Source organism: Aeromonas sp. QDB14, assembly GCF_027707845.1.
GTDB lineage: Bacteria > Pseudomonadota > Gammaproteobacteria > Enterobacterales > Aeromonadaceae > Aeromonas > Aeromonas caviae.
This window is the reverse complement of sequence record NZ_JAPCJD010000093.1, coordinates 1-14020: the sequence shown is the minus strand read 5'-3', so window position 1 is coordinate 14020 and position 14020 is coordinate 1. Positions and strand designations below refer to the sequence as shown.

The window sequence follows — 14020 nt, the reverse complement described above, 5'->3', positions numbered from 1 at the left end:
GGCAGCCTGTCAAGGTATTCGAAGAGTACTGTCAGGCGGCATAGGCGAGTGTCGCACTTCGAAGTTGAATTCGCGCTTTACGTCAGCGGGATAAAGAAAAACTCATCGCTGTTTATCGCCATGCTGGAAAAGCTGCGTCGCCACTACCGACGAGCCAAAACCATCACACTGATCCTCGATAACTACATCATTCACAAAAGCAAACAGACCGAGCGATGGTTGAAGAAGAACCCCAAGTTCTGCCTGGTGTTCCAGCCAGTTTACAGCCCTTGGGTTAATCACATCGAACGGCTGTGGCACAAGTTACATGAAACCATCACGCGCAATCATCAATGCAGAGGAATGGCCAGCCTGCTGGCCCGAGTGAAACACTTCATGGATACCGTGTCTCCTTTCCCGGGGAATGGCTATGGTACAGCGAAGGTGTAGCACTATTGGGATCAGTTATTTAGCTCAAACAACAACAAGGGGCCCATGGCCCCTTGTTGTTTCATCTGTCGCCCCCTGATCAGCCAGCGCTCTGCTCCAGGGTCCCAGCAGGCCGGGAAAGCGGCCGCTTGGCCCAGACCCCGGCCAGCAGAGAGCCGGACAGGTTGTGCCAGACCGAGAAGAGGGTGCCAGCCATGGCCGAGGCGGGAGTGAAGAATTTCATGGCCAGCGCCGTGGCGAGGCCAGAATTCTGCAACCCCACTTCGAAGGCCACGGTGCGGCAGATCCGCTCCTCAAAGCCCAGCCAGCGACTGACCCAGTAGCCCGCCGCAATGCCGATGCCGTTGTGCAGGATCACCGCCAGCGCCACGATGGGGCCGATGCTGGCGAACTGCCCTGCGTTGAGGGCGACCACGATGGCGATGATCATGACGATGGCAGCCATGGAGACGAGCGGCAGCACGGGCTCGATACGTGCCGTCAGGGAGTGGAGGAAGACATTGGCAACCACCCCGAACACCACGGGGATCAGCACTATCTTCACCAGGCTCAGCAGCATGTCCAGCACCGGCACGTCGACGCTCTTGCCAGCCAGCAACTGCACCAGCAGGGGGGTGACGAGCACCCCGAGCAGGGTGGAGAGAGCTGTCATGGTGATGGAGAGAGCCACATCGCCCTTGGCCAGATAGCACATCACGTTGGAAGAGGTGCCACCGGCAACGCTGCCCACCAGCACCATGCCCACGGTCAACTCGGCATCAAAGCCCAGCAACAGGCTGACCAGCAGAGCGGCCAGCGGCATCACGCTGAACTGCAATACCAGCCCGAGGCCGATGGCCTTCTTGTTGCGCACCACGTCGAGGAAGTTCTGGGGTTTGAGGGTCAGCCCCATGGCCAGCATGATGATGGTCAGCAGCGGCACTATCTGGCCCTTGAGGCCGACGAAGGGCTCGGGCTGCCAGTAGGCCAGCAGGGAAAACAGCAGGGCCCAAAGCGGGAAGAGGTGGGTGATGCGTCCAAGCATGGTGTACTCCTTGTTATTGTCCAGACGCGGGCAGACCAGGGGATGCCCGCAGGGAACTTTCTCTTATACCAGCTTTGTCGCCGGCAGGCCCGTGTCGCGGCGCTCAGGAAGGGAAATAGAACCAGGCGGTCTGGATAAGACCCTCCTTCACCTCGAACACCGCCACGCTTTCGATGGGCTCGGGGGAGAGGCCGTGGATCAGCTCGTGATCAAACACCTTGTTGCCCATGACAGTGCGTGACAGCAGCTCGGCCTTGAGCAGCGGGTTGTTGAATCTGTGCTCCGCATAGAAGGCCCGCAGCGCCCCCTTGCCGACTGTGCTCGGCGTCTCGGTCGGCATGCGATAGCCTTTGAAATCCGGGGCAAAGCAGGCCACGAAGGCATCGAGATCGTGGGCATTGTAGGCGGCAAACTGCGCCTCTACGGGCTGGGTGACGGACATGTCTCTCTCCACGAATGAAATTTAAATCACTTATCCTTGATTTTTATTCACTCATCAAGCCCCGAATGGGGATCGCCGCCCCTTCCAATGAAACGCCCCATAACAAAAAACCCCGCCGAAGCGGGGTCTCTCTGGTCATCCGCCACCCGCAGGGTGCGGGCGGGGTGATCAGTGTTCGCGGGTCTGGCGGAAGTGAACGTCCGGGTGACGCTCCTGGGCCAGGCGCAGGTTGACCATGGTCGGCGCGATGTAGGTGAGGTTGTCACCACCATCGAGGGCCAGGTTGACCTCGTTCTTGCGCTTGAACTCCTCGAACTTCTTGACGTCGGTCCCTTCCACCCAGCGGGCGGTGGCGACGTTGACCGCCTCGTAGATGGCCTCGACGTTGTACTCGCTCTTGAGGCGCGAGACCACCACGTCGAACTGCAGCACACCGACCGCACCGACGATGAGATCGTTGCTGATGAGCGGACGGAACACCTGCACCGCCCCCTCTTCGGAGAGCTGCACCAGCCCCTTGAGCAGTTGCTTCTGCTTGAGGGGGTCACGCAGGCGGATGCGGCGGAACAGTTCCGGTGCGAAGTTCGGGATGCCGGTGAACTTGAGATCCTCCCCCTGGGTGAAGGTGTCGCCGATCTGGATGGTGCCGTGGTTGTGCAGACCGATGATGTCGCCGGCACAGGCCTCGACCGCCTGTTCACGGTCACCGGCCATGAAGGTGACGGCGTCGGAGATGTTCACGTCCTTGCCGATGCGCACGTGGCGCATCTTCATGCCCTTGCTGTAAGTACCTGACACGATACGCATAAAGGCGATACGGTCGCGGTGTTTCGGGTCCATGTTCGCCTGGATCTTGAACACGAAGCCGGAGAACTTCTCCTCGGTGGCTACCACTTCGCGGCTCTCGGCCTTGCGCGGCATGGGGGCTGGCGCCCAGTCGGTCAGGCCGTCCAGCATGTGGTCGACACCGAAGTTGCCAAGGGCGGTCCCGAAGAAGACCGGGGTCATCTCGCCGGCGATGAAGGCATCGTGATCGAACTCGGGAGAGGCGCCCTGCACCAGCTCCAGCTCGCCACGCAGCTGGGCAGCCAGATCGTCGCCGATGGCGGCATCCAGCTCGGGGTTGTTCAACCCCTTGACCACCCGCTTCTCCTGGATGGTGTGGCCCTGACCACTCTGATACAGGTAGGTCTCGTCCTTGTAGAGGTGATAGACCCCCTTGAAGGATTTGCCACAGCCGATGGGCCAGGTGATGGGGGCGCACATGATGTTGAGCTCGCGCTCCACCTCGTCCATGACCTCCATCGGATCGCGCACTTCGCGGTCCAGCTTGTTCATGAAGGTGAGGATGGGGGTATCCCGCAGACGGGTCACTTCCATCAGCTTGCGGGTCCGGTCTTCAACACCCTTGGCGGCGTCGATGACCATCAGGCAGCAGTCGACCGCCGTGAGGGTACGGTAGGTATCTTCGGAGAAGTCCTCGTGACCCGGGGTATCGAGCAGGTTGACCAGGCAGTCGGCGTAGGGGAACTGCATCACGGAAGTGGTGATGGAGATACCGCGCTGCTTCTCCATCTCCATCCAGTCGGATTTGGCGTGCTGGCCCGAGCCACGGCCCTTGACGGTACCGGCCCGCTGAATGGCCTGTCCGAACAGCAGGACCTTTTCGGTGATGGTGGTTTTACCCGCATCCGGGTGCGAGATGATCGCAAAAGTGCGTCTCTTGGAGACTTCACTCAGAAATTCAGCTGACATAATTCGACGTTCTTCTATTGAGCGGCGGCCTGGAGCCACCGTGGGAAAAATGCGGGACAGCACCTTGGAATCAGGGCGCCCATGCAGACAACGACACCACGCGGGCGGGTCAGTGACCGCCGGTGGAGACAGGAGAAGCGCGTTGCATTACATGGGTCTGGCCCCGGATCAAAGCAAAATTGCGCGGCATTATACCCGCGCGAGTGAAAAATACCCAGCCCGCTATCACGGGGGCCCGGGGTCGGCCTCACCGGGCCGTCATCACCCGGTTGCGCCCCGCCAGCTTGGCCTGGTACATGGCCTCGTCGGCCCGGCGTACCAGCTCGCCCAGGTTGTCATCCTCGGGTTTGTACTGGGCGCAGCCGATGCTGATGTGGATGGGGTGATCCGCAGGCACTCCCTCAATCTCGAGGCAGGCGACGGCGAGGCGGATCCGCTCCGCCACCTCGACGGCCTCGCCCAGGAGGGTATCCGGCAGCAGCACCAGAAACTCCTCGCCGCCGTTGCGCCCCACCCTGTCCAGGCTGCGCAACTGCTCCTCGATGCACTGGGCCACGGCGGTGAGCACCCTGTCACCCACGTGGTGGCCCAGCTGGTCGTTCACCTTCTTGAAGTGATCCACATCCAGCAGCAGCACGCACAGGGGTTTGCCCTCCTCCCGGGCCTGGGTGAACCATTTGCGCCCCTTGGCCTGGATCTGGCGCCGGTTGTGGATGCCGGTCAGTTCGTCCGTCATGGCGAGGCGCTGCATCTTGCGGGTGCGCCCGCGCTGATGCACCACCAGGGTACCCATCACCACCAGCAGCAGGGCCACCACCAGGTATTGCCAGTAGCGCCGCTCCTGCAACTGCTTGAGTTTCTCCGCCTGCAACTGCTGCTGGGACCTGAGGGTCTGGTTTTCCAGCTCCTTGCGGGCGAGATCGAACTCGAAACGCATCTGCAAGGAGCGCTGTTCCCGCAATCTGAGCTCGAGGGCCTGGCGGGTCTCGACATAGGTCTTGAGGCTGGTGAGGGCCGACTGGATATGCCCCTGACGCTCCAGCACCCGGGCCCGTGTCTCATGCACCCGGGCGAGGAAGCGCAGGTTCTGCTCCCGGGTAAAGATGGGCTCGGCCTCGTCCAGGTGCCGCAGCGCCTCGCCAGGTCGGTTCAGGGCCTCGAGGACGTCGGCCATGACGAGGTGCCAGTGGCCCAGGGTGACGCTGTCCGCCCCCTCCCCCTGATGGAGGGAGGCTGCCGCCTGATCGAGTTTGGTCATGGCCTGGTCCGGCTTGCCCTGTTTAAGCAGGATGGTGGCTATCTCGATCCGGCTCCAGGCCAGGATCCCTTCCTGGTTTAACCCCAGATAATAGATCTCCGCTTCCGCCATCAGGGGCAGCGCCTTGTCGTACTCTTCGGTGTCGATGTAGAGGAGCCCCTGCTGGCTGTGAATGTCCACCAGGTGCTCCTCGTCCCCGAGCTGCCGGTAGTCGTGTTCCAGCTCGTTGAAGTAGCTCTCGGCCCGCTCATAGAGCCCCATCCTGCGATAGGCATTGGCAATATTGGCGAGCACCTCGCGCCCCTTGGCCTCCAGCCCGAGCGCCTCGTAGCGCTGGTGGGCATCGATGAGCTCCATCAGCCCCTCCGCCAGCTCCCCCTGGTAGGAATACATCTCCCCCCGCAGGCTCAGGATGTCGGCACGCTGGCGCTCATCCCCCAGCCGACGGGCCAGGGTCAGGGCGGCGTCGTAATCCTCCCCGGCCCCGGCCATGTTGCCGAGCAGTTGTCGGTGATAGCCGCGGCAGGCGAGCAACCCCACCTCGGTGACCCTGTCCTTGCGGGCACGGGCCTGCGCCAGCCCCTGCTCGGCAAACGCCACCGCGCGGCGAAACTCCTCGTCCCGTTCACCCGGCAGGGCCCAGCACTGCAGCCGGGCAAGACGCCCCTGCACCTCGGGCGGATAGTGTGCCTGTCCGGCAACCAGGGCGGCGACGCGCTCGCGAAACACCTGCACCGGCATCGCCGACTCTTCCAGCTGCTGCAACGCCAGCTGCAACTCGTGCCCGGCCAGTGGCGCCGCCTGGGCCAGGGCAACCCCCAGCCACAGCAACAGGCCACATCCCATCAGGATCTTCATGCGGACTTTTTCTCCTCTTCACCGGCCGGACGCCACGCTCATCGCTGTCATCATATCCCCACAGACTCTGGGCGCACAGCCGCCAGAGGGTGAGAAAACTCCTCATATCGGACGAGAGCCTCCCCTATCCCCTTCTTTACAGAAGGAGTAGAGTGCATCGACTATATATGCTTTCGAACAGGGGAAGGGATGAGGAATGACCTACGAGGAGCTGAGGGAGGCTTACGACAGGTTGTTGCTGGAGAACGAGCGTCTCAAACGCATCGCGGATGACGCGCGGGAGAAGCTGGACGCAGCCATGGACGGCACCGGCCTGTGCATCTGGCAGAACCATGTGCCCACCGGCAAACTCATCATCTTCAACCGGCGCTGGGGCTCCATGCTCGGTTACCAGCCCAAGGAGCTGTCGGCCCACTTCGACGTCTGGCGCGCCCACCTGCACCCGGAGGACAGGGAGCAGGTGCTGCAGGCCTTCTTCGATCATTTGGAGGGCAAGAGCCCGTTTTATCAGGCGATGCACCGCATGATCGCCAAGGATGGCAAGACCACCTGGGTGCTGGACCGGGGCCGGGTGGTGGAGCGGGATGATCAGGGCAACGCCGTCCGGGTGATGGGCACCCACATCGACATCACCCACGAGAAGGAGTACGAGCAGCAGCTCGCCCAGCTTGCCCACCGGGATCCCCTCACCGGCCTGTTCAACCGCACCGCGCTGCACCGCCACTTTCCCGGGGATTACCAGGCCATCTGCTTCATCGATCTCGATGACTTCAAGCTGGTGAACGACAACCTGGGCCACCGGGCAGGTGACGAACTGCTGGTCTCCCTTGCCCAGCGCCTTCGCCACTGCTGCGGCGAGGAGGTACGGCTGGGGCGCATCGGCGGGGACGAGTTCGTGCTGCTGCTGCCCTGGGCGTGCGACGATCCCCGCACCAGCCACCTCGCCCGCCAGTGCATCGATGCCATCGCCACCCCCTTCGAGCTGCCCAACGGGGACGCCTCGGTGGGACTGAGCATGGGGATTGCGGCCATCCGGCCCCAGGACGATTTCGGCGCGGCGCTGGCCCGGGCGGATCAGGCCATGTACAGGGTCAAACGCAGCGGCAAGCGGGGTTTTTATATTGCCCAGCCAAGCGGTCAACCGCTGCTGGATCAGGAGCAGGTCAACGAACGGGGCCTCTACCACAGGCCCACTCTCTGAGCCTGAGCGCCCTCAATGGCGCTGCCAGCGCCGCAGCAGGCGTCCACGCAGGCCGCAATCGAGCAGCCAGCTGTTGTCGAACACCCGCAAAATGGCCGCCTTGGCGTGACGGGACATGGCTACCGCATGGAAGCGTGTCTGCTGCGCCCGTCGCCGGTTCATCCGCTCGAGCAGGGGGTGGGGCAGGTTCTGGGCGATGAAGTCGGAGATCACCAGCACGTCGGCCTTGGCAAAGGCGGGTTGTTCGAGCTGGGTCAGGGCCTGCTCCAGGCAGGGCACCAGATCGGTCCCTCCGTGAAAACTCATGGAGAGAAAGCGCTCCGCCTTCTCAAGCCCGGTATCGGCGGTGATCTCCAGGGTCGCCACCTCGGTGGAGAAGAGCATCAGATAGCAGCCCCGCTTCTCCTCCATCGCCCCTTTGAGCAGGGCGAGAAACAGCGCCTTGGCGCACTCCTCCGGATAGCCCCCCATGGAACCTGACGTATCGACGCAGACGATGAAGGGGCCACGCGGCTGCACCTCCTGCCCTCCCTGCTCGGGGGAGCGCAGCATCAGACGCTGGCGCGGCAGGGTGCCCCGTGACTGGTAGCTCAGCAGGCGCCGCTCCAGATAACGGCGATAGAACTCCAGCTCCAGCTCCGGCAGCGCCAGCATCACCGCCTCGCTCGGCAGGAGGCGCATCAGATCGCTGGCCGGGTGCACCCCCACCAGATCGTCGGGCACATCGTCACTTTGCACCTCCTCCAGCTCGTGCACAGGCACCGGCGGCAGCGTCCTGTCCTCGCTGCGCCGCTCCCGCTCGCTGCGCCCAAGCAGGGCGGCGATCTCCGCGAGCAAAGGCTCCTGCTGCAACATGCGGGCGTACTGCTTCACCAGCGCCAGGCTGCGCTTGTGCCAGCTCCCCTGGGCCAGATCCCAGAGCCCCCCGGCGGAGATCTGGTGCGGATCCAGGGCATCGGCCAGGGTCCGGTTGGCCAGCAGTTGATCCTCTATCTCCTGGCGCTGCTTCTCCCGCTCCGCCTCCGCTATCTGCTGCTGCAACTGCAACAGGCTGCCCACCAGGCTGGCACGCCACTTCTCGATGAAGAGCTGGCGCAACCCCTCGGTGGGCTGGGCCACTATCTGGCGCACCAGGCTGCGGGCATCCCCCGCAAAAGGGCTGTGCTGCTCAAGGGCTTCCAGCAGGGCGGGCAGGCGCCCCACCAGCTCCGGCAGGGGCAGTTGCCGATGGGCCTGATAGAGCAGGTATTCCCGCTCGAGAGCCACCGGCACCGGCTTGTGACGCATCTCCTCCCCAAGCTGTTCGCTCCAGGTCTGGATGCGCTTTCTGAGCAGCTTGCCCTGCAGGGGCGAGCGCTTGAGGAACTCGGAGATCTTGGGGGTGGAGGCAAGCAGCAGCGCCATCTCCCCCGCCAGCTCCCCCTCCCCCATGAGCAGCCCCAGGTCCATCATGCCGATCTCTAGCATGGGCCACCCCGGATGTTGAGATGTGATGGAGTATCATGCTGACGAAACATGTTTTTCATCCTGTTTATTTCACCAATCCCACGTCAGGCGCGACGTCACCCCTGTGCATCGAGAAGAGGCAGACGATCCCGCCACTGCTGCAGCTCGGCCCCCAGCCGCTCCAGGTCCCGGCTCAGCACGAAGAAGCTGTCCTCCACCTGACGCAACCAGTTGTCCCCCACGAACAGATGGGGCTGGTGACGGTCGAACAGGTTGCGCTGACCCTTGAGATTTTGCAGCACCCGGTTCACCTGGCCCGTCAGGTCGTCCAGGGCCGACAGCCAGGGGGCCATCACCACCTCGGGGATGGGGGTGCGCTCCACCAGCATCAGTGGTACGGGCTGGCGCTGGATATCCAGCACGTGCAGCCGCAACTGCTCGTCCAGCACCAGCTCGTAGTGCCCCTCCTTGGGGTTGCCGAGGGGCCAGCCCACCAGCGCCTCCCCGGTGGGGTGCCAGTGAGAGAGCAGGGTGCGATCGAAGGTGAGGGTGCCGGTGAGGCGCTCGGGATCGCTGCCATCCAGGGGCGCCGGGGTGAGCAGCTGGAAGTGCACCAGCTTGCCGAACGGCCTGGCGTTGGCCAGCGGCAGTTCGGTGCCGCGGGCGCGGCGGCCGAACCACTGCTTGCGCTTGACCGCCTTGCAGCCGATGCGCAGGGCGACCGCCCCCTGCAACTGCTTGAACTGCTCGCGCAGGGAGAGCAGCTCCCGGGTCAGCGCCAGTTGCTGGTAGCCGTAGAGGCGGGAAAACTCGCCGATCATCTCCAGCAGCGCGGTGCGGGAAGCCTCGTCGTGCCAGAGGCAATCCTTGAACAGCAGCAGATCCAGGGGAGCCACCTCGTCGCGGCCATTGAAGAAGGCGCTCGCCTTGATGAGCCGCACCGCCTTCTTCCAGCGCCGATCCGAGACATAGCAGCCGTGCCCGAGCTGACTGTCGAGCTGCTGGCGCAGCTGGTAGATGAGTTCGAAACAGGCGTCCGGCAGGCGCACCTGCTCGATGGCATCCTGCCAGGCGTCGTACTCTTCCCCCCGAATCTGCACCGAGGGGGTCAGGTTCTGATGGGACTGGCCATCGCTCGCCAGCATGGCCTGGAAGTTGGATTTCTCCTGCACCCTGTCCATCCAGACCCGCACCAGCATGCGGTCGTAGAGCGCCTCCAGCCCGCTGTCCGGGGCCGGCAGCTCGTTCGAGGCGGTGACCAGCAGCCGCATGGGAATGGGATGCTGGCTGTCGCCGTTGCGAAACTGGCGCTCGTTGATGGCGGTGAGCAGGGTGTTGAGGATGGCGGGGCCCGCCTTCCAGATCTCGTCGAGGAAGACCACCTCGGCCTCCGGCAGGTAGCCGCTGGTCAACCGCAGGTACTTGCCATCCTCCTTGAGCGCCTGGATGGAGAGGGGGCCGAACACCTCCTCCGGCGTACTGAAACGGGTCATCAGGTATTCGAAATGGCGGGCATCCTGAAACACCAGCTTGAGGCGCCGTGCGATCAGGCTCTTGGCGATGCCCGGGGGGCCCAGCAGAAAGACGCTCTCGCCACTCAGGGCCGCCAGCAGGCCGAGCCGCAGGGCATCCTGGCGCTCATACAGTCCCTCACCAAGGGCGGAAAGGAGCCGTGGCAGGCGCTCATGAATGGGGGTGGCACGAACAGTATTCTGGGCTAAAGGCGGCATAGGCACAGTTCCGAAGCTGATAGGTCATCCGTGGTGACGGGGTCCGGCCTCTGGCCCCGCCCCACTCTCATTGTCTGTCATCTCTGCCCCCGGGGGGCGCTCGTTTGCCATCGCCACAGGGCGAAAAGCGCACGTCCGGGGTGCAGCAAATCCCGCGAGAGTGTACTCTGCGCATCATTATTTACCCCAACGCAGATCAAGAGTGAGCCTTCGCCATGCAAGATCCCCTGCTGGACCCGCTGCGCCAGCGCATTCTGGCCCGCATGGGCATCCCCCTCTGGCAACAAAGAGGCCGACTCCTGGCGGGAGGCACCAGCCCCGACGGCACCGCACAGCCGGCAAACACGCCCGCCGACGAGGTGCTGGCCCCGCAGGAGACTGCCCCTCTGCCGACCGGCAAGCTCTGGCTGCTGGCAGAGACGCTGCCCGCGCCCTCCCTGCTCGGGGACATCTGCCGCTGGCTCGGCCTTGGCACGGACGAGGTCTCCCTGTTGTCCGAGATGCCTTCCCTACCCGCGGGGGCCACTTCGCCCCTGCTCTGGCTGACGGCGCCGGACCCTCGCTGGCCCGATGCCTTGGTCTGCCCGCTCAAGCCCGATGGGGCACACAAGCGCGCCCTCTGGCAGCAGTGCCGGCAGCGCCACACCCCTTGATGCTCACGACCATGGCACGGCCATGGTGTCCATCGCAAGCCTGAATCCCGTCCGGAGTGACCATGTCTGACCTCTTGCCCCACTTTCGCCCCCTGCTCGAATCCGACTTCGAAGCCATCTACCCCATCGAGCAGGCCGCCCACCAGGAGCCCTGGAGCCAGGCCAACCTGCTCTCCTGCTTCGGGCCGCGCTATCTCAACGGCCTGATGCTGGTGGACGGACGACCGGCCGGTTTCTACATCTCGGATCTGGTGGCGGGAGACAGCTCCCTGATGAACATCTGCGTACACCCCGACTTTCAGGGCAAGGGGCTGGGGCGGGCGCTGCTCAGGGAGTACCTGGCCCGCAGCAAGGCCAGCAAGGCCGAGGCCTGGTTCCTGGAGGTCAGGGCCGGCAACCGCACCGCCATCAACCTCTACGAGAGCGAGGGGTTTGCCGAGTATTGCCGCCGTGCCGACTACTATGGCACCGGGCAGGAGAGGGAGGATGCCGTGCTGATGTCCCGTCTGTTCGACTTCGGCTGACAACCCGCTGCAGACCGCTGTCAGCGGGCAACACCCTCTCTGACCTCCCTGACTCCCCCGCTTCGCTTCCCCCTCAGGGCAGGGGCGCGTTGTCGATGGAGGGGTCTTCCAGGCTCAGGGTCACCCTCAGCACGGCCTCGAAGGCGGCTCCCGAGAGAGGCATGAAGAAGCCTCGACCATAGGTGACGCCGGGCATCCAGATCTGTTCGATATCCACCGCGATCTTGATGGGGCGAAGCGGCTCACCCGGTCGCTGGACATAGATGCCAGGGGCCGTCGCAACCTGGGGGAAGCGGCGCAGAATGTGCTCGCTGCCATCCCCCGCATCCGGGTTGAGTCGCACCTTCACCAGCCCCGCCAGGGCGGATTGCATCTCGGGGGCACGCCACAGCCTGGTATTCAGCGCCTTGCAGCGTCGGCACTTGGCGCGCTCGATCACGTAGAGCAAGGGGTATCCTTCCCTCAGCGCCAGCCGCTGCGCCTGCTCATAGCCCTCGGCGCCGCTCAGCCAGGGATTCTCCTGCTTCCCCGCGCCCCCCAGCAGATACCAGAGGGCGCCTGCCCCCGCCAACAGCAGCAACACGCCGGTGAACAGGCTCTTGATCCCGATATTCATGGTGCAACTCCCTGAATGAATCCGATCCCTGCCCCCTATCATGCCTCACTCTCATCTGGTTGACGACTTTGTGATTCAGGACAAATGGCGCACACTTGTAAGCTGTAATGTTAGAGTTTAAACTCCAGCCCCGATTTTGGTGCCCCTGCGGGCGCACAACTGTTACTTGAGGATGCGTGAGATGTCGCAGTTTCATCTGGTTAGAGTGATGCGTGAGCGTATTGCCCGCCTTGGCAACAAGGCCGCCCTGCGCGTCCAGCAGGATGGCCAGTGGCGCGCCATCGGCTGGCGAACCCTGGGTCAGGCCATGGATTATTGCGCCCAGGGCCTGATCCGGGCGGGCCACCAGTCCGGCGAGATGGTCGGCATCTATGCCCGCAACATGCCCGAGTGGACCCAGGCCGACCTCGGCATCCTGGCCGCCCGCGGCGTCAGCGTGCCCATCTACCCCACCAGCACCCTCGATCAGCTGCGCTACATCGTCAAGGATGCCGGCATCAGGATGCTGTTCGTGGGGGAGCAGCCCCAGTTCGATCAGGCGCTGCACCTCATCGACAGCGGCGAGATAAGCCACATCGTCGCCCTGGACGGCACCGTCGATCTGCGCGGCTGCGCCTCGGCCAGCCACTTCCAGACCTTCCTCGTCTCCGGCAACCACCAACCCAGCGAGCAGGTGCTGCGCGAGCGCGAGCGCCACTACCGCATGGACGACCTGCTGACCCTCATCTACACCTCGGGCACCACGGGCGAACCCAAGGGGGTCATGCTCGATTTCGCCAACATGGCCGCCTGCTTCGAGATGCATGACGCTCGCCTCGACCTCAGCGAGCAGGATGTCTCCCTCTGCATGCTGCCGCTGAGTCATGTGTTCGAGCGTGCCTGGAGCTACTACGTGCTCTATTGCGGCGCCGAGAACGTCTACATTCGCGACCCGCAGAAGGTGATGGATGTCATCGGCGAGGTGAAGCCCACCGTGATGTGCGCCGTGCCCCGCCTCTACGAGAAGGCCTACGCCATGATCCAGGCCAAGGTCGCCCAGGCGCCGCGCCTGCGCCGCGCCCTGTTCGGCTGGGCAACCCGGGTGGGCAAACAGATGGTCGCCACCCGTCAGGCGGGCAAGTCCGCCTCTCCCCTGCTCTATGGCCAGCTCTGGCTTGCCGAGCGCCTGGTGTTTCGCAAGCTGCGCGCCCGTTTCGGCGGTCGCACCCGCTTCCTGCCGGTGGCGGGCGCCCGTCTCGCGGACGAGGTGAATCTCTTCTTCCAGGCCATGGGGCTCAACCTCAAGTACGGCTACGGCATGACCGAGACCACCGCCACCGTCTGCTGCTATGAAGGCACCCAGTTCAGGCTGGGCTCCATCGGCACGGCGCTAAACGGCATCGAGGTGAAACTCGGCGAGAACAACGAACTGCTGGTGCGCGCCCCCACCGTGATGCGTGGCTACTACAACAAGCCGGAGGCCACCGCCGAGGTGATGACCGAGGATGGCTTCCTGCGCACCGGCGATGCAGGCGAGCTGGATGACGAGGGCAACATCTACTTCACCGAGCGCTTGAAGGAGCTGATGAAGACCTCCAACGGCAAGTACGTGGCGCCGCAACTGGTCGAGGGGACCCTCGGCAAGGATCGCTTCATCGAGCAGATTGCCATCGTCGCTGATGCCCGCCACTTCGTGTCGGCGCTCATCGTGCCCTGCTTCGAGTCCCTGGAGGAGTACGCCCGCTCCATCAACCTGCAGTACCAGTGCAAGACCGAGCTGCTGCGCCACTCCCGGGTAATGGAGTTCTTCGAGGCCCGCATTCAGGATCTGCAAAAGGAGCTGGCCAAGTTCGAGCAGGTGAAGAAGTTCACCCTGCTGCCGAGCGCCTTCTCCATGGAGCTCGGGGAGATCACCCCCACCATGAAGCTGCGCCGCAAGATCATCGAGGCCAAGTACCAGCGCGAGATAGAAGCCATGTACAGCCACGTCTGATCGACGGGCCTGATATGAAAAAGCCGCTCATGGAGCCAATGCTGATCAGTTAAGGATCCATTGACCGATCCTTCTGCTGTAGGACAATCCGGAACCAATCACTAGTTCCGGA

General features: G+C 63.8%; 12 protein-coding genes. 5 read left to right on the top strand and 7 right to left on the bottom strand.

Features of this window, described 5'->3' with window-relative positions; genetic code table 11:
- Positions 1-429: IS630 family transposase (locus PG887_RS19860; protein ID WP_270822705.1), on the top strand; the 429-nt coding region annotated here is incomplete at its 5' end.
- A gap of 79 nt (positions 430-508) precedes the next feature.
- On the opposite strand, the gene PG887_RS19855 is transcribed toward PG887_RS19860, so the two are convergent.
- From PG887_RS19855 to PG887_RS19840, 4 genes are all read right to left on the bottom strand, one after another.
- Complete coding sequence (locus PG887_RS19855) at positions 509-1453, bottom strand: bile acid:sodium symporter family protein (RefSeq protein ID WP_041214550.1); 945 nt, start codon at positions 1451-1453, stop codon at positions 509-511.
- A 103-nt stretch (positions 1454-1556) separates the two neighbouring features.
- The gene (locus PG887_RS19850) at positions 1557-1895 is read right to left on the bottom strand and encodes a nuclear transport factor 2 family protein (protein ID WP_268453242.1); all 339 of its coding nucleotides are present in this window, start codon (positions 1893-1895) and stop codon (positions 1557-1559) included.
- Positions 1896-2063: 168 nt separating this feature from the next.
- Positions 2064-3653, bottom strand: coding sequence for a peptide chain release factor 3 (prfC, locus tag PG887_RS19845; RefSeq protein ID WP_089503670.1), 1590 nt, complete (start codon positions 3651-3653; stop codon positions 2064-2066).
- Positions 3654-3897: 244 nt separating this feature from the next.
- Entirely contained in the window at positions 3898-5766 is a 1869-nt protein-coding gene (locus PG887_RS19840; RefSeq protein WP_270822704.1) for a diguanylate cyclase, read from the bottom strand.
- A 196-nt stretch (positions 5767-5962) separates the two neighbouring features.
- Between PG887_RS19840 and PG887_RS19835 the strand changes: the two genes are divergently transcribed.
- Positions 5963-6967 carry a sensor domain-containing diguanylate cyclase gene (locus PG887_RS19835; protein WP_270822702.1) on the top strand — a complete coding sequence of 335 codons (1005 nt, stop codon included), beginning with the start codon at positions 5963-5965 and terminating at the stop codon, positions 6965-6967.
- Positions 6968-6979: 12 nt separating this feature from the next.
- On the opposite strand, the gene viaA is transcribed toward PG887_RS19835, so the two are convergent.
- Complete coding sequence (viaA, locus tag PG887_RS19830) at positions 6980-8434, bottom strand: ATPase RavA stimulator ViaA (protein ID WP_029313704.1); 1455 nt, start codon at positions 8432-8434, stop codon at positions 6980-6982.
- A 95-nt stretch (positions 8435-8529) separates the two neighbouring features.
- Positions 8530-10143: an ATPase RavA domain-containing protein gene (locus PG887_RS19825; RefSeq protein WP_270822700.1), complete on the bottom strand. Its 1614-nt coding sequence runs from the start codon at positions 10141-10143 to the stop codon at positions 8530-8532.
- A gap of 215 nt (positions 10144-10358) precedes the next feature.
- Between PG887_RS19825 and PG887_RS19820 the strand changes: the two genes are divergently transcribed.
- Both PG887_RS19820 and rimI read left to right on the top strand, forming a co-directional pair.
- Positions 10359-10796 carry a hypothetical protein gene (locus tag PG887_RS19820; RefSeq protein ID WP_270822698.1) on the top strand — a complete coding sequence of 146 codons (438 nt, stop codon included), beginning with the start codon at positions 10359-10361 and terminating at the stop codon, positions 10794-10796.
- 74 nt (positions 10797-10870) lie between these two features.
- Positions 10871-11320, top strand: coding sequence for a ribosomal protein S18-alanine N-acetyltransferase (gene rimI / locus PG887_RS19815; RefSeq protein WP_103261185.1), 450 nt, complete (start codon positions 10871-10873; stop codon positions 11318-11320).
- Between the two features lie 73 nt (positions 11321-11393).
- On the opposite strand, the gene PG887_RS19810 is transcribed toward rimI, so the two are convergent.
- Positions 11394-11936, bottom strand: a complete 543-nt coding sequence (locus PG887_RS19810) for a hypothetical protein (RefSeq protein ID WP_128272373.1) — start codon at positions 11934-11936, stop codon at positions 11394-11396.
- 181 nt (positions 11937-12117) lie between these two features.
- Here PG887_RS19810 and PG887_RS19805 point away from each other — a divergent pair, with 181 nt between their 5' ends.
- Positions 12118-13908, top strand: a complete 1791-nt coding sequence (locus tag PG887_RS19805) for an AMP-dependent synthetase/ligase (RefSeq protein ID WP_270822697.1) — start codon at positions 12118-12120, stop codon at positions 13906-13908.
- Positions 13909-14020: the final 112 nt, after the last annotated feature.

Bases quoted from the DNA above. Each gene is read 5' to 3' on its own strand.
- PG887_RS19855 (WP_041214550.1), bottom strand. From the start codon at position 1,453: ATGCTTGGACGCATCACCCACCTCTTCCCGCTTTGGGCCCTGCTGTTT.
- PG887_RS19850 (WP_268453242.1), bottom strand. From the start codon at position 1,895: ATGTCCGTCACCCAGCCCGTAGAGGCGCAGTTTGCCGCCTACAATGCC.
- PG887_RS19840 (WP_270822704.1), bottom strand. From the start codon at position 5,766: ATGAAGATCCTGATGGGATGTGGCCTGTTGCTGTGGCTGGGGGTTGCC.
- PG887_RS19835 (WP_270822702.1), top strand. From the start codon at position 5,963: ATGACCTACGAGGAGCTGAGGGAGGCTTACGACAGGTTGTTGCTGGAG.
- viaA (WP_029313704.1), bottom strand. From the start codon at position 8,434: ATGCTAGAGATCGGCATGATGGACCTGGGGCTGCTCATGGGGGAGGGG.
- PG887_RS19825 (WP_270822700.1), bottom strand. From the start codon at position 10,143: ATGCCGCCTTTAGCCCAGAATACTGTTCGTGCCACCCCCATTCATGAG.
- PG887_RS19820 (WP_270822698.1), top strand. From the start codon at position 10,359: ATGCAAGATCCCCTGCTGGACCCGCTGCGCCAGCGCATTCTGGCCCGC.
- PG887_RS19810 (WP_128272373.1), bottom strand. From the start codon at position 11,936: ATGAATATCGGGATCAAGAGCCTGTTCACCGGCGTGTTGCTGCTGTTG.
- PG887_RS19805 (WP_270822697.1), top strand. From the start codon at position 12,118: ATGTCGCAGTTTCATCTGGTTAGAGTGATGCGTGAGCGTATTGCCCGC.